Annotated in this window: 18 protein-coding genes; 9 read left to right on the forward strand and 9 right to left on the reverse strand. The window is 68.2% G+C overall.

Annotated features, from left to right (window positions below; translation table 11 throughout):
* Positions 1-19: 19 nt before the first annotated feature.
* Together JOD62_RS04255 and JOD62_RS04260 are read left to right on the forward strand one after the other, a co-directional pair.
* Positions 20-1,450, forward strand: a complete 1,431-nt coding sequence (locus JOD62_RS04255; RefSeq protein WP_204938085.1) for a TrkH family potassium uptake protein — start codon at positions 20-22, stop codon at positions 1,448-1,450.
* Positions 1,443-2,114: a potassium channel family protein gene (locus JOD62_RS04260; protein WP_204938086.1), complete on the forward strand. Its 672-nt coding sequence runs from the start codon at positions 1,443-1,445 to the stop codon at positions 2,112-2,114. The genes JOD62_RS04255 and JOD62_RS04260 overlap by 8 nt, the downstream gene beginning before the upstream one ends.
* 128 nt (positions 2,115-2,242) lie before the next feature.
* Here JOD62_RS04260 and proC read toward each other — a convergent pair whose 3' ends face one another.
* Positions 2,243-3,082, reverse strand: a complete 840-nt coding sequence (proC, locus tag JOD62_RS04265; protein ID WP_204938087.1) for a pyrroline-5-carboxylate reductase — start codon at positions 3,080-3,082, stop codon at positions 2,243-2,245.
* A gap of 109 nt (positions 3,083-3,191) precedes the next feature.
* On the opposite strand from proC, the gene JOD62_RS04270 reads away from it, so the two are divergent.
* Both JOD62_RS04270 and JOD62_RS04275 read left to right on the forward strand, forming a co-directional pair.
* On the forward strand, positions 3,192-4,163 hold the full coding sequence (locus JOD62_RS04270; protein WP_204938088.1) for a cation diffusion facilitator family transporter: 972 nt from the start codon (positions 3,192-3,194) through the stop codon (positions 4,161-4,163).
* Between the two features lie 15 nt (positions 4,164-4,178).
* A complete protein-coding gene (locus tag JOD62_RS04275) occupies positions 4,179-5,063 on the forward strand; it encodes an alpha/beta hydrolase (RefSeq protein WP_204938089.1) in 885 nt (294 codons plus the stop codon).
* 33 nt (positions 5,064-5,096) lie between these two features.
* Here the strand turns inward: JOD62_RS04275 and JOD62_RS04280 are convergent, their stop codons facing one another.
* Positions 5,097-5,552: a nucleoside deaminase gene (locus tag JOD62_RS04280; RefSeq protein ID WP_204938090.1), complete on the reverse strand. Its 456-nt coding sequence runs from the start codon at positions 5,550-5,552 to the stop codon at positions 5,097-5,099.
* Between the two features lie 96 nt (positions 5,553-5,648).
* Here JOD62_RS04280 and upp point away from each other — a divergent pair, with 96 nt between their 5' ends.
* The gene (gene upp, locus JOD62_RS04285; protein WP_204938091.1) at positions 5,649-6,281 is read left to right on the forward strand and encodes a uracil phosphoribosyltransferase; all 633 of its coding nucleotides are present in this window, start codon (positions 5,649-5,651) and stop codon (positions 6,279-6,281) included.
* 9 nt (positions 6,282-6,290) lie between these two features.
* On the opposite strand, the gene JOD62_RS04290 is transcribed toward upp, so the two are convergent.
* The 3 genes from JOD62_RS04290 to nadE form a co-directional block, all read right to left on the reverse strand.
* Positions 6,291-7,085 carry a GNAT family N-acetyltransferase gene (locus JOD62_RS04290; RefSeq protein WP_204938092.1) on the reverse strand — a complete coding sequence of 265 codons (795 nt, stop codon included), beginning with the start codon at positions 7,083-7,085 and terminating at the stop codon, positions 6,291-6,293.
* Entirely contained in the window at positions 7,082-10,576 is a 3,495-nt protein-coding gene (locus JOD62_RS04295; RefSeq protein WP_204938093.1) for a TM0106 family RecB-like putative nuclease, read from the reverse strand. Before JOD62_RS04295 ends, JOD62_RS04290 begins: the two co-directional genes overlap by 4 nt.
* 107 nt (positions 10,577-10,683) lie before the next feature.
* Positions 10,684-11,514, reverse strand: coding sequence for an ammonia-dependent NAD(+) synthetase (gene nadE / locus JOD62_RS04300; RefSeq protein ID WP_204938094.1), 831 nt, complete (start codon positions 11,512-11,514; stop codon positions 10,684-10,686).
* Between the two features lie 89 nt (positions 11,515-11,603).
* Between nadE and JOD62_RS04305 the strand changes: the two genes are divergently transcribed.
* Positions 11,604-12,161, forward strand: coding sequence for a phosphorylase family protein (locus tag JOD62_RS04305; protein WP_204938095.1), 558 nt, complete (start codon positions 11,604-11,606; stop codon positions 12,159-12,161).
* An 11-nt stretch (positions 12,162-12,172) separates the two neighbouring features.
* Here the strand turns inward: JOD62_RS04305 and JOD62_RS04310 are convergent, their stop codons facing one another.
* From JOD62_RS04310 to JOD62_RS04325, 4 genes are all read right to left on the reverse strand, one after another.
* Positions 12,173-15,178: an AAA family ATPase gene (locus JOD62_RS04310; RefSeq protein ID WP_204938096.1), complete on the reverse strand. Its 3,006-nt coding sequence runs from the start codon at positions 15,176-15,178 to the stop codon at positions 12,173-12,175.
* Positions 15,178-16,332, reverse strand: coding sequence for an exonuclease SbcCD subunit D (locus JOD62_RS04315; RefSeq protein WP_204938097.1), 1,155 nt, complete (start codon positions 16,330-16,332; stop codon positions 15,178-15,180). The genes JOD62_RS04310 and JOD62_RS04315 overlap by 1 nt, the downstream gene beginning before the upstream one ends.
* A gap of 54 nt (positions 16,333-16,386) precedes the next feature.
* Positions 16,387-17,118 (reverse strand): IclR family transcriptional regulator, encoded by a 732-nt coding sequence (locus JOD62_RS04320; protein WP_204938098.1) that lies wholly within the window; start codon positions 17,116-17,118, stop codon positions 16,387-16,389.
* A 193-nt stretch (positions 17,119-17,311) separates the two neighbouring features.
* Positions 17,312-17,626, reverse strand: a complete 315-nt coding sequence (locus tag JOD62_RS04325; RefSeq protein WP_204938099.1) for a GNAT family N-acetyltransferase — start codon at positions 17,624-17,626, stop codon at positions 17,312-17,314.
* 328 nt (positions 17,627-17,954) lie between these two features.
* On the opposite strand from JOD62_RS04325, the gene JOD62_RS04330 reads away from it, so the two are divergent.
* Genes JOD62_RS04330 through JOD62_RS04340 form a run of 3 tightly spaced genes read left to right on the forward strand, consistent with a single transcriptional unit; the run spans position 17,955 to position 19,873 of the window.
* On the forward strand, positions 17,955-18,635 hold the full coding sequence (locus tag JOD62_RS04330; RefSeq protein WP_204938100.1) for a winged helix-turn-helix domain-containing protein: 681 nt from the start codon (positions 17,955-17,957) through the stop codon (positions 18,633-18,635).
* Positions 18,636-18,679: 44 nt separating this feature from the next.
* A complete protein-coding gene (locus JOD62_RS04335) occupies positions 18,680-19,627 on the forward strand; it encodes a DNA-3-methyladenine glycosylase family protein (RefSeq protein ID WP_204938101.1) in 948 nt (315 codons plus the stop codon).
* A 39-nt stretch (positions 19,628-19,666) separates the two neighbouring features.
* Positions 19,667-19,873 carry a hypothetical protein gene (locus tag JOD62_RS04340; protein WP_204938102.1) on the forward strand — a complete coding sequence of 69 codons (207 nt, stop codon included), beginning with the start codon at positions 19,667-19,669 and terminating at the stop codon, positions 19,871-19,873.
* Positions 19,874-19,877: the final 4 nt, after the last annotated feature.

Genomic DNA, 19,877 nt, shown 5'->3' on the forward strand with positions numbered 1-19,877 from the left:
TTCGAGAGGATCGCGCACGATGTCGGGCAGTACTACGGCGTTCCGCTCGCGGTTTACCGCACGTTCGATCGCGCGCAGCCTCAAGGAGCTGACGACCTCCTCGCCGTCCCGTTTCGCGATCGTCATCTTCGCCGCGCTCATCCTGGTCTTCACCGCACTGCTGTCGCTTCCCGCGGCATCCGCCGATCGAACGGTCACGCCTCTGGCGGACGCGCTGTTCACCGCGGTCTCCACGATCTGCGTCACGGGTCTCGCCACGGTCGACATGGCCACCCACTGGTCTCCGTTCGGCATCGCCGTGATCTTCGTGGGTGTGAACATCGGCGGCCTCGGCGTGCTGACCCTCGCCTCACTCATGGGCATGGTCATCTCGAAGCGGCTCGGGCTGCGCGCGAAGCTCATCGCCGCAGGCGACACGAACCCGCTGCGCGCACACGGCGGACCCGTCAACGAGGGACAGACCGTCCGACTCGGCGAAGTCGGCCAGCTGCTCACCACGGTCGCCATCTCGGCCCTCGTCATCGAGGTCGGACTGATGATCTTGCTCTACCCGGCTCTCATAATGGCGGGGGTAGACCCGCTCACGGCACTCTGGGAGGCCCCGTTCTACGCGGCGATGTCCTTCACGAACACGGGCTTCACCCCGAACGCGGGAGGCCTCACACCTTTCGCGGATGACTACTTCCTGCTCACCGTCCTGATGGCGGGTGTCTTCCTGGGAAGCATCGGCTTCCCCGTGATCTACGCGCTCTCGAAGCACGTCTGGCACGTGAAGCGCTGGTCGCTGCACGCGAAGCTCACGCTCATCACTACCGTGCTGCTGTTCATCCTCGGCGCAGCCGTGTTCCTGGTGCTCGAGTACAACAACCCGAAGACCTTCGGCTCGATGGACGCCGTCGACACGACCTTCCAGGCGTTCTTCCTGTCCGCGATGACACGATCCGGCGGCTTCTCGGTCATCGACATCGCTGATCTCAACGGCTCGTCGATGCTCGCCGCATCCATGCTCATGTTCGTCGGAGGCGGCTCCGCCTCGACAGCCGGCGGCATCAAGGTGACCACGCTCGCCGTGCTCGCACTGGCCGTGTGGTCCGAGGCCAAGGGACGCCAGTCGGTCGAGGTGTTCGGCCGCCGCATCCCGAGCGACGTGCAGCGCGTCGCCCTCAGCGTCGTCGCCTGGGGCGCCACGATCGTCGCCGTCTCCACCATCGCGATCGCGCAGATCACGAAGGAACCCGTCGTCGAGGTGCTCTTCGACGTGATCTCCGCCTTCGGCACCGTCGGACTGTCCACCGGGCTCACCGCGGAGCTGCCCGATTCGGCGTCGTACATCATGGCGGCCACGATCTTCATGGGCCGCGTTGGTACAGTGACTCTCGCCGCGGCCGTGGCCGCGACATCCCGTTCGCAGCTGTACTCGCTGCCTGTGGAAAGGCCCATCGTTGGTTGAAGCATTGCGCAACGACGCTCCGGTTCTCGTGATCGGACTCGGTCGCTTCGGCGCCGCATGCGCCGGGGAGCTGGACCGTCTCGATCGCGAAGTGCTCGCGATCGACGACAGCCTCGAACTCGTGCAGAAGTGGTCCGAGCGCGTCACGCACACCGTGCAGGCCGACGCCCGCAACATCGACGCGCTGCGTCAGATCGGCGCCCAGGACTTCCAGGTCGCCGTCGTCGCGGTCGGTTCGCTGATCGAGGCATCCGTCCTCATCACCGCCAACCTGGTCGACCTCAAGGTTCCGCAGATCTGGGCGAAGGCCGTCTCACAGTCGCACGGAAAGATCCTCGCCCGTGTCGGCGCGAACCACGTCATCTACCCCGAGCGCGAGGCCGGCGAGCGCGTCGCGCACCTCGTGAGCGGTCGGATGCTGGACTTCATCCGCTTCGACGACGACTTCGTGCTGGCGAAGATGTACCCACCGAAGTTCATCCGCGGCGTGGGTCTGAACCAGTCCGGTGTGCGCACCAAGTACAACGTGACCGTCGTCGGCGTGAAGAGCCCCGGCAAGCCGTTCCGCTACGCGGAGGCCGAGACGATCGTCACGAACCACGACCTCATCATCGTGTCGGGCACGAACAGCGACATCGAGCGCTTCGCGTCACTCGACCGCTGACCCTCGCGCGGTCGTATCGCCGCGGAGGCCGCTTCCCGCGCCTCGGGCGACAAACCACTTTCGGCGCGAGAAACCACGTCCGCACGGGTGTTTCGTGCAAAAAGTGGTTTCTCGCGGTGGTCGCGCGCTTACGCCCCGGCGGCGAGCTCCCTCGCGCGTGCGAGCGCCGCGTCCGTCGCCTCAGTGAACACGCGGTCGAGGTGCGCGTCCTGAAGCACCGCGATCGCACGCTCGGTCGTCCCCTTCGGGCTTGTGACGCGACGACGCAGCTCCGCCGGATCCTCACCGGATGCAGCGAGAAGCGCCGTCGCGCCGATGAAGGTCTGCTCGGCCATCAGCCGCGCATCCGCCTCGCTGAAGCCCTTGTCGATCGCAGCCCGCGTGAAGTCCTCGATCAGCAGGAAGACGTAGGCGGGGCCGGATCCTGAGATCGTCGACAGCGCGTCGATCTGCTCCTCCGGCACCTCGATGACAGCGCCAACGAGTTCGAACAGTCGGCGCACGATCGCACGATCCTCCGCAGAGACGTGCGCGGCGGCCGCCAGGCCCGTGACCGCCTTGCCGACGGTCGCCGGCGTGTTCGGCATCGAACGGATGACGTTCGCCTCTTCGCCCAGCACGCGCGCAAACGTCTGCAGCGTGACGCCCGCAGCCAGACTCACGACGATCGCATCCGAACGCAGGTGCGGGGCGATCTCGGCGAGCAGGTCGGGAACCATGGCCGGCTTCACGCCGATCAGCACGACGCGCGCGGATGCCACGGCCTCGGCATTGCCGTGCGGGTTGTCGTTCAACGCGATGGCGTGCACGCCGTCGAGCCCGGCGAGCGCCTGCGTCTTCTCCTGCGAGCGGTTGGTCGCGATGATGCCTCCGTCGACCGGGATCCCCGAGGCGACGACGCCCTGCAGAATCGCCCCTCCCATGGATCCGGCACCGAGAAAGGCAAGAGAGGGAATCGCGTCGGTCATGAACTCAGTCTAGAAGCGGAGGCGTCTCCGGCAGAGGGCCATCTCGGCATCCGAACACTCCGGCGCACGCACCCGACACGCGCACCCACCTCACCCGTAGACTCTCGGCATGAGCGCTTCCGGTGGGCAAAAGGCGATCGTCGCGGCATTCCTCGCGAACATGGGCATCGCCCTGGCCAAGTTCATCGCCTGGTTCCTCTCCGGCTCCGCGTCGATGTTGGCCGAGGCGATCCACTCGGTCGCCGACTCGGGCAACCAGCTGCTCCTCATGCTCGGCGGGCGCAAGGCGCGGCGGACCGCCGATCGCTCCCACCCCTTCGGCTACGGCCGCGAGCGCTACGTCTACGCCTTCGTGGTGTCGATCATCCTGTTCTCGGTGGGTGGCCTGTTCGCGATCTACGAGGCCGTCGACAAGCTCACCCATCCCCACGAGCTCGACCCGGTGTGGTGGTGGCTCCCGCTCGTCGTGCTCGTGATCGCGATCGGACTGGAGTCGTTCTCCCTGCGCACGGCCGTGCGTGAGAGCAACCTGGTGCGCGAGCCCGGGCAGAGCTGGGTCTCATTCGTCCGTCGTGCGAAGGCGCCGGAGCTGCCCGTCGTCCTGCTCGAAGACATCGGCGCGCTCGTCGGCCTCACCTTCGCCCTACTGGGCGTGGGGCTGACGGTCATCACCGGAAACCCGCTGTTCGACGCGCTCGGAACCCTCGCCATCGGCATCCTGCTCGTGCTCATCGCGATCGTCCTGGGTGTCGAGACGAAGAGCCTGCTGGTTGGCGAGGGAGCGACCAAAGCGGACTACGACCGCATCGTCGACGCCATCCAGTCGGGGCATGAAGTCGAGAAGGTGATCCACCTGAAGACCCTCTACCTCGGCCCGGATGAGCTCATGGTGGCGGCGAAGGTCGCGCTCACCGCCGACAAGTCGGTGCGCGAAGCGTCCGCCGACATCGACGAGATGGAAGCGCGCATCCGCGCCGCCGTTCCTGCGGCGCGCGTCATCTACATCGAGCCCGACATCTATCGTCCGTCGCTGGACCCTGCACCATCGACGGATGCGTTCGTGCTGAAGTCCTCCGACTGATCACCGCCCCGCGGGATGAAGACGGAAGAGGCGTTCGCCGTGCTGCGGCAGCTGTCTGCGCAGCCGCAGATCTCGGATGCTGCGCGGGCGCAGCTGCAGGAGGTCGAACGTGTTCTGCGCGCCGACTCGCAGGCGCGACTGCGCAACGCCGTGATCCTCGACGGCGCCCCCTATGCGAGCGTCTCGTTCGGCGATGCGGATGCTGCGGATCTCGTCGTCTATCTGGTGCACGGCGTTGACACCGACCTGACGCGCTTCGGCGCCTGGGCATCCACTGCCCAGCGGCTGTGCGCGGATGTGATCCGTGCCCGCGCACTGCGGGGCGGATCGACGCGAGTCGCGACGATCGCTTGGTTTGGGTACGACTCCGGGTCGCACGCGACCGCGCGCGCGACGGCGCACGCCACACTGGGCGCCGCACGGCTAGCGGTGGACCTCGATGCGCTCGTGGCGCGCAACCCCGGCGCCGAGGTCGCTGTCGTCGCGTTCTCCTACGGGGTGACGCTCCTCGGAGAACTCGCACTGCTGGGCGGCGCGGCACGGGTCGACGCGGCATTTGCGATCGGCGGGGCCGGGATGACGCGGTTCGGTGCCGCGAGTGTGGAGGAACTCATCGCCGGGGGCGCCCTGGACTTCGCCGCGACCGAAGCACGTGCCGATGTCATCGCGCGGCTCGGTCGTCTCGGCGCCCATCCGGTCGATGCTCGCGACCTCGAGGGCGCGGCTGTCTACAGCGCCGACGGGGGGCGGGTGCCCGGGACCGACACGAATGGCGAACCGACGCAGGGCCATGGTGCGCACACGTCGACCGACGAGTTCGGCGTCACACGACGCGGATACTTCGCCCCGGACGCGCAGGCCTACCTCTCGCTCGTCGCGCAGCTGGCCGCCCGCGACTGAGCAGCAGCTGGCCGCCCGCGACTGAGCAGACGACTACCGACGTTCGGCGAAGAAACCCTGCAACTGGGCGATGGCCGCCTCGGCCTGCACGCCACCGACGACTTCGGCGCGGTACGGGAGCCGACGATCACGCAGCAGGTCGTACATCGAGCCCGCTGCTCCCGCTTTGTCATCCCAGGCGCCGAAGACGACCCGGCTCAGGCGAGACTGCAGGATCGCCCCGGCGCACATGACGCAGGGCTCCAGGGTCACGACGAGGGTGCAGCCCTCCAGGTTCCAGGAGCCGAGAGCGGCCGCCGCCGCGCGGATCGCGTTGACCTCGGCGTGCCCGGTGGGATCGTGCGTCTCCTCACGGGTGTTGCGGCCCTCCCCGATCGTCGCGCCCGTGGCGTCCAGCACCACAGCGCCCACGGGAATCTCGCTCACTGCGGCGGCCTCGGCGGCGAGGGCCAGCGCGCGCTGCATGGCTTCTGCGTCGGGAGCGGTCATGATCTGAGCGTAGGCGACTTCCTGCACGGCGGCGGGTGCGGGGCGTTGTCAGATCTCAGGTCGTGCCGGAGGCATCGGGCGCATTAGCCTAGATGCATGCGCGTTCATGTTGCCGATCACCCGCTGATCACCCACAAGCTCTCGGTCCTGCGCGACGAGCGCACCCCGTCTCCGGTCTTCCGGCAGCTGACTGAAGAGCTCGTGACGCTTCTCGCCTACGAGGCGACGCGGAATGTCAAGGTGACGCCGATCGAGATCAAGACCCCGGTGACCACCACCACGGGGGTCAAGATCTCCGAGCCGCGCCCGATCGTCGTTCCGATCCTGCGCGCGGGTCTCGGCATGCTGGAGGGGCTCGTCAAGCTTCTTCCCACCGCGGAGGTCGGATTCCTCGGCATGGTGCGCGACGAAGAGACTTACGAGCCGATGACCTACGCCGAGCGGCTTCCGACCGATCTGAGCGACCGTCAGTGCTTCGCGATCGACCCGATGCTCGCCACCGGCGGCTCGCTCGCGGCAGCGATCCAGTTCCTCTTCGACCGCGGTGCACAGGACGTGACGGCGATCTGCCTGCTGGGTACCCCGGAAGGACTGGAGACGATCGAGAAGCTCGTGGGCGACCGCGACGTCACGATCGTCCTCGGCGCTCTTGATGAGGGACTCGACGAGAACCGCTACATCGTGCCCGGCCTCGGCGACGCCGGCGACCGTCTGTACGGAACGGTCTGATCTCCACCGCTACTCGGCGGGCTCGATGAGCGCGTCAAGCCGATAGGCGCGCTCTTCGCCGTAGCGAACGAACCCGCAGCGCTCGAGGATGGGTGCGGATGTCGCGACGCGCCCCTTCACGATCGCGGTGCGCGCACCGTGCGCGGCGGCGTATCGCAACCGCTCGGCCAGGACGGCACGGTAGGTGCCCCGACCGCGGAACCCCTCGAGGGTCGCGGCACCCCAGAGACGCGCGAAGCCGTCGACGATGGTGACCCCACCCGTGCTCGCCGCGCGGCCGTCGAGCGTTGCGAGCACGCGAGCGCCGGCGCCGCTGCGTAGCTCGTCGCTGACCTCCTTGAGTTCATCACGCAGACCTGCCTCATCGAGTGCGGTCTGCTGCCACACCGAGACGTTGATCGTGTCGACGCCACGCACGTGTTCGAGACTGCGGACGATCTCTGCCGCGACGCCGACGGGCAAGCGGATCTCATCGGCGTCGATCGGCCGAGCGAAGATCGTCACGGTGTCGTCGTGCACGGCGCCGCGGCGGCGCAGCTCGTCTTCGAGATTCGGGCTGTCGGCGTCGCCGACCCAGATCGTCAGCCGTGTCGCCTCCCACTCTCGGACCCGCCCGATAGCGAAGTCGATGATCTCCCCTGGGTCGAGAATCGAGTCGACGCGGCTGCCACGAACACCCCCGCCCAGACGCTGCGGATAGCGCACCAACTGAAGGTTTTCTTGGCTCAGGTCGGCGTTGCGCGGCAGCCAGGCCCACTCCGCGGCGTGCCGCAGGATCTCGTCCGCCGAGTGCACGGCGCTCATGCGCGCACCCCATCCTCGGCTTCCACACCGACCAGGCGCGCGAAAGCGCTGAGTCTCGCGACCCCCTCCGCGGCGAAGGGAAGATCGTCGAGGAGGCCCGGTGAGTACACGAGGTAGGCAGCGAACTTCGCGCGGGAGATCGCGACGTTGAGCCGGTTCTGCAACAGCAGGAACTCGGACCCGCGCGGCGCGTCGCGTCCGCTGCTCGCGGCGAGGGACGTGATCGACACGACCGCCTCTTTGCCCTGGAAGTTGTCGACCGTTCCTACCGCGACGTCGGGGAAGCCGGCCGCTCGCAGCTCATCGATGATCAGCTGCTTCTGCGCGTTGTACGGGGCGACCACGATGATGTCGGACGCAGCGAGCGGCCGTTCGACAGGTGCATCCGCCTCACTCGTGTCAGTGAACGCCCGCCCCACCAGATCATGCACGATCGCGACGACCTGCGCGGCCTCTTCCGGTGACTGGGTCGCGTTGCCGCGATGCCGCACGGGAACGGGGTGGAGCCCCGGTTCGATGCCCTCCACCCTGCGCTTCTCGGCGCCGGGCGCCGATGCGAGCTGGCCCGCATAAGACAGCGTCGACACGGGTGCGGCGACGGCAGGGTGCATGCGCCACGAGCGGGCGAGGAAGTATCCGTGCGATGGCCGGATGACCGGGTCGTCGTGCATGACCCAGCCGAGCGCGGAGGTGTCGACGGGTTCGGGGTGTGTGCCCTGGCTCACCTGGGGAAGCTGCTGGGGATCGCCGAGAAGGAGCACGCGACGGGCGCCCGCCGCGACAGCGATCGTCGAGGCGAGGGAGAACTGTCCGGCCTCGTCGATCACGAGCAGGTCGAGGCCGCGACGTTCGACGCGGGTGGTGTTGCTGAAGTCCCACGCGGTGCCGCCGACGACGAGTCCCTTGCCGGACTGCTCGGCGATGAACCCGGCCATGCCGTTCTTGCGGATCACGGTGAAGGCGTGCTCGGCCGTGGCGTCTTTCGGGGCCTTGGCGACCTGCTGCGCAGGCACGCCCGCCTCGATGACACGATCGAGCACGGTTTCGACGATCGCGTGGGACTGCGCGACGACACCGACGCGGAAGCCGAAGTCGTTGACGAGCCGAGCGATGACACGCGAACCGGTGTACGTCTTGCCCGTGCCCGGAGGTCCTTGCACAGCGAGGTAGCTGCTGTCGAGATCGCGAATGCCCCGCACGATCGCCTCGATCGTGTCGTCTCCCGCCGGCGGCAGCGGGTTGTCGGAGCGTGTACGCGGAGCGATGCCACGCAGAATGTCGGTCGCGGCATCCGTCGGCAGCTCGGGAGCCATGCGCAACAGCCGATCAGCCCATTCTTCGATCGCGCTCTGCTGCGCCGCCGCCGGCGGCGGAGACGAGGGGGCGAGGGCGATCGGAAGAGCGTCCCAGGTCTGCCCCCGGATCGCGAACTCGCGGACCAGAAATCCTCCCTCGAGGATCTCGATGACCTCCACCTCGTGCGGAACATGGATCACTCGCGACGGCGCGGCGCTGTCGAAGGGGGCCGGCGTCTCGTACAGGGCGAACGGGCGCGCTCCGATGCCGATGGTGCTGCCGGGGGCGAGCTCGCCGCGCAGTTCGACCACGCGGGTCGAGGCGCGTCGCCCTTCTTCGACTCCCCAGTGCTCGCGCACGACGCTCTCGCTTGGCTCGATGCGCAGCACATCGCGGGTCTGATCCCACATCGAGAGCGGTTCGCGCAGACGCTGGTAGTGGGACACCCAGAAGGTCTTCGCCTCACGGGGGTAGTAGTCGAGCGCGGCGGCCGCGACGCGATACACCTGCCCGTCACGCCCCTCGTGCGTCGCGTGCTGCGCGGCGGCGAGCAGCGCGAGCGAGAGCGGTGACGGCTCGTAGGGCTTCAGTTCCGCATCGTCCGGAGGGGCAGGCAGCACCCCGCTCTCCCGTGCCAGACCGATCATCCAGTCGCGAAGACGTCGCGTCGAGACGCAGTCGTAGCGGTTGTACTCTGCCAGATCGTCGAGGATCGCCCTGCTGGCGGCGATCTCACCGGCACCCGCGAGTTCCCGCGCTTCGACATAGCGGATGATCGACTCGTCGCCCTTCTGCACGTCGGCTTCGCGCACCTCGGCCCCCATGTACAGGGGCTCGAGCTTCTTGATCGAGTACGACCGCGAACCGACCCGCACCGTGCGCAGCACGAGCGGATACAGGTCGACGAAGACGCCCTCGCGCAGCAGCCGGTCGACGTCGGCCTCACCGACGCCGTGCCGCGCCGCCATGGCCGCGAGGTGCGCGGTCTCGTAGGGCGCGTAGTGATAGATGTGCATGTCGGGATGCGATGCTCGGCGCAGCTTCACGAACTCGAGGAAGTCGAGCAGCGCCTGCCGTTCTTCGGCGAACGTATGAGCCCACAGAGCCGTGTACTGCTCGGCGTTGTCGATCCATCCGAACAGGTAGTCGATGCCCCAGTGCTCTTCGTCTCCGGACTCGGTGTAGAGCGGGTCGCCCTCGAAGTCGAAGAAGATGTCGCCCTGGCTGGGCCGTGGCATGAGGCTGATCGCCTGTGCAGAGATCAGCTCGAATGGCGGCGCAGTCTGCTCAGGCGTCACCCCCGCTTGCAGACGAGCCTGGTCACGCAGTGCCCGGAAGGTCTCGACGTGCATGCCTTCGGGCGCCGCATCCGCGACGGCCAACTGGTCGATCGTCTCGATGCCCGCCGCGCGCAGTCGCGCACGCTGAGCCGGGCGCATTCGCGCGACGAGCAGCAGATCGCGGTGCTGCTCGACCTGCTCGTTGCACGTCGCGCAGCGACCGCACGCGCGGATCTGCAGATCCCCCCGGTCATCGCCCCAGGCCAGGGGCTCGCCCTCTGCGCCCTCGGCGACGCGACGATCGGCGATCATCGCGCGCAGGCGCGCCCGGCGCACATGGAAGAGCGGAAGCAGATCGTCAACCCGGTGCGTGCTGATCGTGCCGTCGCCGAGAATGAGGTCGACCTCGTCGGAGCGTTCGATGCCGAGGCGATCGAGCTGATCGGCATATGCCGCCAGCTGCATGAGGGCGGTCACGCGCGCCTTGCGCGCGAGCTTGGAGTCCTGCACTCGCCAGCCCTGCTCGTCACGGAGGAGGAAGTCGGCGAAACCGACGAACTCGTCGGTCGAGAATGCGGCCTGGTAGATGACCGTGGCGTCGGACCGCAGCGCCGCTTCGGTCTCGGCCAGGACCTCGCGCATCGCCTCCGCGTCGCCTGCGGACACCTTCGGCAGGGTGACGACGCCCGCACCGAAATCGGCCAGGTAGTCGTCGAGGACACGCAGTTCATAGGCGTCGCCCATACGCGCAGCACGCTCGAGCGTGACGTCTTCCGGCTCTTCGACCGCCGGCACTCGGCCCAGCTTCGCATCCAGCGCCCGAGCCCAGGCGAACTCGCACTCGGCCGCCTGCTTGAGATCGCTCGCGCTCCAGACGACGCTGCGAACACCGCCTTCCGGCTCGACGACGCGCATGCTTCTCCTTCTTTGCGACAGCGGAAGCCGTCGGTGAATGCTTCGACCCTAGCCGCGGCCACAGACATCGGCCGGTGCCCGCACGCCGGGCCGAGACGCAGAACCGCTCAGTCCCCGCGGGTGCGCCACCAGCTGTCGTCCGGGGTGACCGGAAGGTGCCGCTTGTGCGCCGAGCCCAGGTACTTCGCTTCGATGAGCGCGGCAGCCTCTGCTTCGATCACGCCACCCTCGAGGTACGTGTCGATCTGCTCGTACGTGAGTCCCAGCTCATCCTCATCCGTCCGCTGCGGACGATCATCGAGCAGATCAGCCGTCGGCACCTTGAACGTCAGGAAGTCCGGCGCGCCCAGCGTCTGCAGCAGCATCCGCCCCTGCCGTTTCGTGAGTCCGGCGAGCGGCAGGATGTCTGCCGCGCCGTCTCCGAACTTCGTGTAGAAGCCGGTCACGGCCTCTGCCGCGTGGTCGGTGCCGATCACCAGCATCCCGTCATGGCCGGCGAGGGCGTACTGCGTGACCATCCGGATCCGGGCTTTGATGTTCCCCCGGTTGAAGTCGGTGATGTCTCCGTCGAGCGCCGCCTCGATGTCCTGTTCGACACCGTCGACGCCGTGCGCGATGTTGACCTCGACCGCTGTGTCTGCGGCGATGAACTCCACTGCGGCCGCCGCATCCGCCGCATCTCGCTGCACCCGGTACGGAAGCCGCACGGCAAGGAAACGGGCGGTGAGCCCCTCGGACCGCGCCTGCTCCACCGCAAGCTGGGCGAGCCGCCCGGCGAGAGTGGAATCCTGGCCGCCGGAGATTCCGAGCACGTATCCGCGTGCGCCCGTGCGGCGCAGGTAGTCGACGAGGAACTGCACGCGACGCGCCACCTCGGCCTGGGGATCGATCTGGGGCTGCACGCCGAGTGCTTCGGCAATGTCACGCTGCAGTGTCACGATGGACTCCTCGGGTCGGGCTCTTCCCTTAAGTATCCGTGCGCAATCGCCCGGCGGCTCAGGCCGCGCCGACCTGGGACAATTGGATCGTGAAGCTTCTCGTCGCCGCCCTCGCCACCGAACTGTCTGCTTTCCCGGCGGAGATCCCGGGATTCGACCGCCTGGTGACCGGCCCCGGCAAGCTGCAGGCGACGTACGCGCTGACGCGTGCGCTGGATGCCGCCCGCTACGACGAGATCGTCGTCGTCGGCACCGCAGGAGCGATCGACCACGACCTGGAGGCCACAGCGCACGAGGTCGGCAGCGCCCTGCAGCACGACGTGACGGACTTCGATGGTGTGCTCGGCCAGCACATCTCGTTGCCGGCGCGCGTGCACACCGGACGCGATGGCCTCTTGATCGCGACGGGCGATCATTTCGTGAGCGACGCGGAGGTCACCGCGGTCATCCGCCCGACCGGGGCCGCTCTCGTCGACATGGAGACTTACGCGTACATCTGGGTCGCCGAGAAGTTCGGCCTGCCGATCCGAGTATTCCGGGCGGTCTCCGACCGGGCAGAGGATGGCGCGCTGAACGACTTCACCGCTGCCCTGGCCCGGTGCAGCGCACAGCTCTGGGCACGCGTGCAGGACGAGTACGGCGTCTGAGCTCTCGGCCGTCACGCGGCATCGATCACGCTCGGTCCCTGGCTCGTCGCGCGCACGGTGATCTGGGCGGGGATCGCCTCTTGCATCGCTTCGACGTGGCTGATCACCCCGACCGTGCGCCCGCCCTGTCGCAGCTCATCGAGTGTGCGCATGGCGACCTCGAGGGTGTCGGCGTCGAGGGAGCCGAAGCCTTCGTCGATGAAGAGGGTGTCGAGCTGGATGCCTCCGGCACGGGCTGTCACGACCTCCGCGAGCCCGAGGGCGAGGGCAAGAGAGCTGAGGAAGGTCTCGCCGCCGGAGAGCGACTGCGGCGGTCTGCTCTGCCCCGTGAAGGCGTCATAGACGGCGATGCGCAGGCCTGATGCGGCGTTGCGCGAGGCGCGTTCGTCGGAGTGCTGCAGCTGGTAGCGGCCCGCGGACATGTCGTGCAGCCGGACGTTGGCGGCGGTGACGATCTCTTCAAGCTCGGCGGCGAGCACGAAGGTCTCGAGATCCATCTTGCGCTGGTTCCCCGTGCCCTTGATCGTCGCTGCGAGCGCAGAGAGCACCTCGTGCTGCGCGGTCTGCGTCGCGCTGAGCGCGTACTCCCGAGCGGCCGACTCGGTCGTCTCGTGCAGTTGCTCCACTCGCAGTGCGGCCTGCTGGGCGGCGGTGACCGCCTGCATCCAGACCGTGCGGGCGTCGGCGGCAGCGGTCTCTTCGGCGGTGAGGTCGATCGGCTCTTCAGGGAGAATCCGGAGTTCGAGCTGCAGCAGGATCTCCCGCTCTTTCTCGCGCTGCACGCTGTGCGCGGTGATGCGCCGCTCATGCGCTGCCTGCGTCTCGCGAGGAAGCAGGGCTGCCTCGGCCTGCGTCGCATCGGCGAAGGCACTGTCGGCGAGTGCGTCGCGCAGCACTGTCTGCGCCTCTGTGTGGTTCTCATCGCGGGCGCGATGCTCGTCGATCGCATCGGCAAGGGCGAGGGCGGCGTCGATCTGAACGGAGACATGGGCCATGCGCTCCGCCACGGAGTCGAAGTCGCCGCGCGTCTCGGCGATCAGCGCACACGCCTCAGCGGCGGCCTTCTCGGCGGTCGCGAAAGCTTCGCGTGCGGTCGCGAGAGCGGCGCTGGCTGCGGTGTGCTCGGTCGCGATCGCCTCCACGCGAGCACGGAGCTCATCGGCCCGGAGGTCAAGCGCGACGATCTTCTCCTGCGCATCAACGGCCCGCGCGAGTGCGTCTTCTGCCGCGAGGAGATCGGCGTCCGCCGCCGCCGGCGTGCGCCCCTCAGCGCGCGCCTCCGCAACCGCGAGCTCAGCACGAATCGCCGCCGCGGTCGCTGTCGCATCACGTTCGACGGCCGCCGCCGTGTCGCGCACCTCTTCGGCGTCTGCGACGTCGTCCGCGGTGACGGGATCGGCGTGCGCGGCAGGACGGGGATGCTCGGTCGAGCCGCACACCGCGCAGGGCTCGCCGTCGACGAGGGCCGTGGCCAGCTCTCCGGCGAAACCGTCGAGGCGGCGCTGGCGCAGCGTTGCGAGCGCGGTCTGCGCGGAGGCGAGCGCGGCGGATGCGTCCGCGACGGCGATCTCGCTCGTACGCAGCGCCGCGCGATGTGCGTCTGCCTGGACCGCGGCGGTCCGTCGCGCCTGCGCAGTGTCACGCAGTCGCTCGCATTCCTCGCGTCGATCAGCGTCGACACGGAGCTGCTCCCGCTCGGCCACGAGATCCGCCAGCTGCGCGGGGAGAGCCGCTCGTTCGGCGTCGATCGCCTGCAGCGACTCGGTCGCCGCGGTGACGCGGGCCGCAGCCTCGTGCTGCGTGGTCTCTCGTTCGGTGCTGCGCTCCTCAAGGCCGGCCACGTGCTGCCATCCGCCGCGCTCCGTCGACCGCTCGCGCGCCCAGGTGCGCAGGCCGACGGCGGTGACATCTGCGCACTGACCGGCGGACGCGATCCAGCGCGCGCGGGCATCGTCGACCTGCGCGTGCGCCTGTGCGCGCCGTTGTTCGGCGGTCCGCGCCGCATCGATCGGTGCGCGCACGGCTTCAGCGGCGCGAGCCCGATCGAGAAGCTCTCGCAGCTGCGAGATCTCGCCTGATTCCTCGTCGAGGACGCGCAGAGCGACTCGCGCGCGATCACGTTCGATCTGCGCCTGCCGATCTTCACGCAGCACGGTGAGCGCAGCGTCCGCGGCCTGCTGACGCAGCTCGGCGTCGTCACGTTCGGCCGCACGGCGCTCTGCGCGGTACCGCAGCCGCGCCACCGCGTGCTGCAGTGCGTCGATGCGCTGCGCTGTGGTCTGCGCGGGGCCGAGTTCGCCCGTCGACGCCGTGCCCGTCGCATCCGCCTCCGACTCTTCGGGGAACTCCGCTGCGACGAGGCGCTCCCCCTCTTCGACACGAGCGAGAACCGTGGCGTTGCGACCGCTCAGCGCTTGCTCGGACGCCCGGCGTCGCTCATCGAGGCGGTTCTGGAAGTCTTCGAAACGCACCGTGCCGAAGAGCCGACGCAGCAGCCGCTGACGGTCTTTGCTGTCGGCTAGGAGGAAATCCGCGAAACGGTTCTGCGCGAGCAGGATGACCTGCAGGAACTGCTCCTGCGTGAGCTGAAGAATCGCATCGAGCTCGTTCGCGACGTCGACCGCACGCGATGCGATCCCCTGCCATTCGCCGTCGCGCAGTTGCTCCAGCTCAGCCGCTGCCTTCTCCGTCGTGAGTCCTCCGCCGCGCTTCGCGGGACGAAGGTACTCGGGTGACCGCGTGACACGGAACCGCCCCGCGGTCGTGCTGAACTCGACGACGACCTGTGAGGGCTCCCCCGGCTCGCTGTGATCGCTGCGCAGGCGCTTCTCGGCTGTGCCGTAGCGTGGCACCCCGCCGTACAGACCGAAGCAGACGGCATCGAGGATGCTCGATTTTCCGGCGCCCGTGCGCCCCGCGATGAGGAAGATGCCGTCGGCCGCGAAGGCGTCGAAGTCGACGCGCTGGCGTTCCCGGAACGGACCGAATCCTTCGACCTCCAGACGATGCAGCCGCACTAGACGAGCGCCTCGGCGCGTACCCGGTCATCGAGCACCTCGCGGATCAGCGCGCTCTCTTCTGCGGTCGCCCCTTGACCGTCGCGCACGTGCACGAGGAAGGCCTCGATGCGCTCTTCGTCGGTCACCGCGGCGCGCAGCCGCTGCGCATAGCTGCGCTCATCGCTCGCCTCGGCACCCGCCGGCTCATGCTGCACGAGCGCGCAGTTCGGGAAACGCGCCCGCAGTCGCCGCATCGGCTCGGTCTGCGGAAGGGCGTCGGTGTAGACGGCGCACACCCAGGCGTCATGGTGGGCCGCGACGTTGTCGTCGGACAGGATCTCATCGAGCGTGCCCGTCAGGGTCACGAGACGCCGTGGCACCGGAAGTTCCAGCCACTCGGCGGAAGAGAGGCCGTCGGCGCCGAGCTCGATTAGCCAGGAGCCGCGTGGCTTGTGCTGCTCACCGAAGCTGTAGTGCAACGGCGCCCCTGCGTAGCGCACGGAGCCGCTCAGCTGCTGGCGACCGTGGATGTGCCCGAGGGCGACATAGTCGGGGCCGTCGAAAACGGAGAGCGGTACAACGTCGAGCCCGCCCTGGCGCACTTCTCTTTCGAGGCCCGCGGTGGCGTCGACACCGGCCGCGAAGCAATGCGCGATCGCGACCGATCGCCCCGGGTGCGATGCTCGTCCTTGATTCACGAGGGTCATCGCGTGTGCCATCGTCTGCGCCTGCGTACGCAGAGTGGCCTCGGGCCAGTGATGGCGGACGATCGCCGGTTCGAGATAGGGGATGCCGAAGAAGTGCACCGGTCCGTGGATGTCGCTGACCGTGATGGGCGTTGCAATCTTCTGCGGATCGGTGAGGACGTGGATGCCCTCACGCAGCAGCCGCGCCTGAAAGCCGAGACGGGCCGCCGAGTCATGGTTGCCGCTCGTGACGATCACGCGCGCACCGGTGTCATGCAGGGCGACGAGCGTGTCGGTGAGCAGCGTGTAGGCGGAAGCGGCCGGCGTCGCCGAATCGAAGACGTCGCCTGCGACCACAACGACGTCGACCTCGTGCGTACGCACCTGCGCGACCAGCGCGGTGAGCACCTCGGCCAGCGCCTCGAGCGTCGAGTGCCCGTGGAAGCTGCGGCCGATGTGCCAGTCAGACGTGTGCAGGATGCGCATGCTCACACGCTACGGACGGCCTCGGACATTCCGCCCAAGGCGTGCCGATGAGCCCTAGCCCAGCGCCCGCCCGATACGGTCTGCCGTCTGCTGCATGAGTGGAATGTGGCGTCGCAGCTGCTCGATGTTCTGCACCATGCGTACCGCCGTCACCGACAGCGCTCCGACGATTCCGGCACTGGCTCGGATCGGCACGGCGACGCAGTTCACGAAGTCCTCGAACTCGCCGTCATCCACCGCCCACCCCTGCGCACTCACGCGCACAAGCTCATCGTCGAGCGCCTCTCGCGACGTGATGGTCGATTCGGTGTACCGCACCCACTCGGTGTCCGCGAGGATCGCATCGCGCTCAGGAACATCGAGATCCGCGAGGATCACCTTGCCGATGCCACTGCAGTATGCCCGCACGGGCGCGCCCACGCGCGAGTACATCCGCATGCCCTGAGCGTCATCGACCTTGTCGACGTAGACGATCGTCGAATCCATGAGGGCCGCCATGTGCACGGTGTTGCCGACCGACTTGTGCAGCTGGCGCACATACGACGATCCCGCTTCCCGCAGATCCAGCGTGTTCAGCGCCGTCTGACCGAGTGCGATCAGGCGCACGCCGAGCGAGTAGCGACCGTCCTTGCGACGACGCACGAACCCCACGCGCTCCAGCGCCTGCAGTTCGCGGAACATGGTCGAGCGATGCAGGTCGAAGCTCACGGCGAGTTCGGGCACGGTCTGAGGGTCGGCCGCGAGCACGTCGAGAATTCGCGCGGCGCGGGTCACGCTCTGCGACATGGCTATACCTCCGGACAATCAAGTCTGTTGCATCTAGCGCAACGCGCGTTGCACTCTCCGCCCCAGTATGTCGGAAGACCACCCTTGCTGACTAGGACCATTGGGGCTCTCCTCAGAGCCCAGCAATCACTGGTCCTCGGTGCGGGAAAACCGAGCCGCGTCGTAACACGACGACACAGGGCGAGGAAGTGCGCTAGGCCGAGCGCTGGCGCAGCAGGTGCGCGTGATCCGGATGCTGCGCGAACCACTCCGCGACGTACCAGCAGACCGCATCGATCACGCGTCCGCCTGATTCGGCGATGTCTGCAACGGCACCGCCGACAACCCGCGCGGCATGCCCCTGGCCGCGGAAACTCGGGATTGTGAAGGCTCTGGTGAGGGCGACGGTGTGACCGTCATCGCGATAGTCGAGAACACTCACGAGCTGTCCGCGGTGGTGCAGTTCGTACCGCGAAGCATCCACCTTCTTGGTCAGGGTGAACTCGAGATCTGCGTCCTCAACAGCCATCCGACCACGCTAATCGACCCTGACGCAGAGGGGCGCATTTTGACACGCGAGGTCATTCTCAGTCATAATCGCCGCATGACCACCAACGCACGCCCTTTGTCCGCCCAGGAGGCGAACAGGAGTGCCGGCATGATGATGGCCGGCAGCGTTGGCATGTGTTGCCGAATGTGTAGCTGAACGAACAGCCACCCCTTTTGGTTCTCACCGTCGTGATCTTCGACGCGAACCCTCGAGCCGCAACCCTTGTGCTCGCTTTCCCGGCTCGCCGGTCCTTTCGCAACGCATTCTGAGCCCTTCTCGGCTCCTCTCCTTCAAGGAACCCATCATCATGTCGAACTCTGCACTTCTCGAGCGTCCCTCCACCGTCCGCGTCGCTGGCGCCCCCGTCGCCACCGCCGACCTTCCCGCCACACGCTCCCCCCGCGGCTTCGCCCTGTACGTCGGTCTCGACGAGATCAAGGCCGCAGGCGCCGGCGTCAGCCTTCCTCTCCTCGTCGACGCGCTGCGTCGCACGCTCGCTGAACTCGCCCCCGAGGCCGAGACGCACGCCACCGTCGCTCTCGCACCCCTCGGCGCCGGAGGCCGTGACCTCGACGTGGTGCGGCTCGCCCTTCAGGAGCCGGGGGCGATCGCCCGCTCCAAGGCCACTGCCGAAGAGGAGGAGACGGAAGAGAGCGGCGTCGTCGTCGACATCTCCCGCAAGCGCGTCCTCATCGATGGCGACTCGGCATCGTTCACCTACAAAGAGTTCGAGCTGCTGCAGTACCTCGTACTGCGCGAGGGTCGCACGATCGAGCGCGCCGAACTCGTGAGCGCACTGTGGCAGGCCCCCGACGACGAGACGCCCGGAGAGCGCACGATCGACGTGCACGTGCGTCGTCTGCGCGCCAAGCTCGGGCGCTACGAAGACATCGTGCGCACCGTGCGCGGTGTCGGGTACCGCTTCGACCGTCACGCCGACGTCGTCATCCGCTACGGCCACGGCACCCCCTCGCCCGACCGCTTCTGATCTTCGCCGAGGGCACTGTCGGATGCGGCACGTAGGCTGACGACATGTCGTCAGCCGTCCCCATCGAACCGTCCCGCGGGGCGATGCGGGAGAGCACCTACCGGCCGCGGCATCCGCTCGACCTGCTGCACACCGTCGGGATGCTGCGCCGCGGCCCCGGTGACCCGACCACCGTCATTGACGACGGCGTGATCTGGCGCGCGCTGCGCACTCCGCAGGGCATCGCCACTCTCGCTCTTCGACAGATCGGCGGTGAGGTCCGGGCGAGCGCGTGGGGCGCCGGAGCAGAGTTCGCGCTCGACTCCGTGCCACGGCTGTGCGGCGCCGATGACGATGCCGAAGGGTTCGACGCATCGTCGCATCCGCTGATCGCGGAAGCGCACCGACGCAATCCCGGGCTGCGCCTGACCCGCACAGACGCGGTGTTCGACGCCCTCGCCTGCGCGGTCCTCGAACAGAAGGTCACCGGCTTGCAGGCTTTTCGCGCATGGCGGGTGCTCGTGTCGTCGTTCGGCGCCCGCGCACCAGGACCGGCACCTCGTCCGATGTTCGCCGCCCCGGCACCCTCCGGCTGGCACGCGATCCCGTCCTGGTCCTGGCATCGTGCCGGGGTCGAGCCTCCGCAGTCCCGCACGATCGTTCGCGTCGCTGAACGTGGCGATCGCATCGCCGTCGCCGCGCTCCGCGCCTCCGATGGCGAAGAGCGCGAGCGTGTCTTCACCAGCCTGCCCGGCATCGGGGCCTGGACGTCCGCCGAGACGCGCATCCGCGCACTGGGCGACCCCGATGCCGTGAGCGTCGGCGACTACCACCTCGCCCACGAGGTCGGCTATGCGCTCACGGGCCATCGCACCGACGACGCGGGCATGCTCGAACTGCTCAGCCCCTGGGCAGGACACCGGCAGCGCGTCGTCCGACTCATCGGGCGCAGCAGAGTCAGCGAACCGCGCCGCGGACCGAGATTGGCACCAGAGGATCACCGCGGGCGGTGAGACACAGCGCCCCGTGGCGGTGGGACCTAGGCTGAGGACATGAAGCCTCGCTCACGCACCGGCACCCGCGTCGCCGGCACCGCCGGACTGCTCGTCGTCGCACTCGTCGTGGGATTCATCCTGCAGAATGTGTGGCTCGGTCTGCTGCTCGGCCTGCTCATCTGGCTCGGCTGGTTCTTCGGGTTCGAAGCACGCCGAGACCACGCCGCCGGCGTCAACGACGATGATCACGGGATCGAGCTGTAGCGCG

Source organism: Microbacterium keratanolyticum, from assembly GCF_016907255.1.
Taxonomy (GTDB): Bacteria; Actinomycetota; Actinomycetes; order Actinomycetales; family Microbacteriaceae; genus Microbacterium; species Microbacterium keratanolyticum.

Coding starts and splice junctions, on each gene's coding strand:
- JOD62_RS04255 (WP_204938085.1), top strand. CDS start 20: ATGTCGGGCAGTACTACGGCGTTCCGCTCGCGGTTTACCGCACGTTCG.
- proC (WP_204938087.1), bottom strand. CDS start 3,082: ATGACCGACGCGATTCCCTCTCTTGCCTTTCTCGGTGCCGGATCCATG.
- JOD62_RS04270 (WP_204938088.1), top strand. CDS start 3,192: ATGAGCGCTTCCGGTGGGCAAAAGGCGATCGTCGCGGCATTCCTCGCG.
- JOD62_RS04275 (WP_204938089.1), top strand. CDS start 4,179: ATGAAGACGGAAGAGGCGTTCGCCGTGCTGCGGCAGCTGTCTGCGCAG.
- JOD62_RS04280 (WP_204938090.1), bottom strand. CDS start 5,552: ATGACCGCTCCCGACGCAGAAGCCATGCAGCGCGCGCTGGCCCTCGCC.
- upp (WP_204938091.1), top strand. CDS start 5,649: ATGCGCGTTCATGTTGCCGATCACCCGCTGATCACCCACAAGCTCTCG.
- JOD62_RS04290 (WP_204938092.1), bottom strand. CDS start 7,085: ATGAGCGCCGTGCACTCGGCGGACGAGATCCTGCGGCACGCCGCGGAG.
- JOD62_RS04295 (WP_204938093.1), bottom strand. CDS start 10,576: ATGCGCGTCGTCGAGCCGGAAGGCGGTGTTCGCAGCGTCGTCTGGAGC.
- JOD62_RS04315 (WP_204938097.1), bottom strand. CDS start 16,332: ATGCGCATCCTGCACACGTCTGACTGGCACATCGGCCGCAGCTTCCAC.
- JOD62_RS04320 (WP_204938098.1), bottom strand. CDS start 17,118: ATGTCGCAGAGCGTGACCCGCGCCGCGCGAATTCTCGACGTGCTCGCG.
- JOD62_RS04325 (WP_204938099.1), bottom strand. CDS start 17,626: ATGGCTGTTGAGGACGCAGATCTCGAGTTCACCCTGACCAAGAAGGTG.
- JOD62_RS04330 (WP_204938100.1), top strand. CDS start 17,955: ATGTCGAACTCTGCACTTCTCGAGCGTCCCTCCACCGTCCGCGTCGCT.
- JOD62_RS04335 (WP_204938101.1), top strand. CDS start 18,680: ATGTCGTCAGCCGTCCCCATCGAACCGTCCCGCGGGGCGATGCGGGAG.
- JOD62_RS04340 (WP_204938102.1), top strand. CDS start 19,667: ATGAAGCCTCGCTCACGCACCGGCACCCGCGTCGCCGGCACCGCCGGA.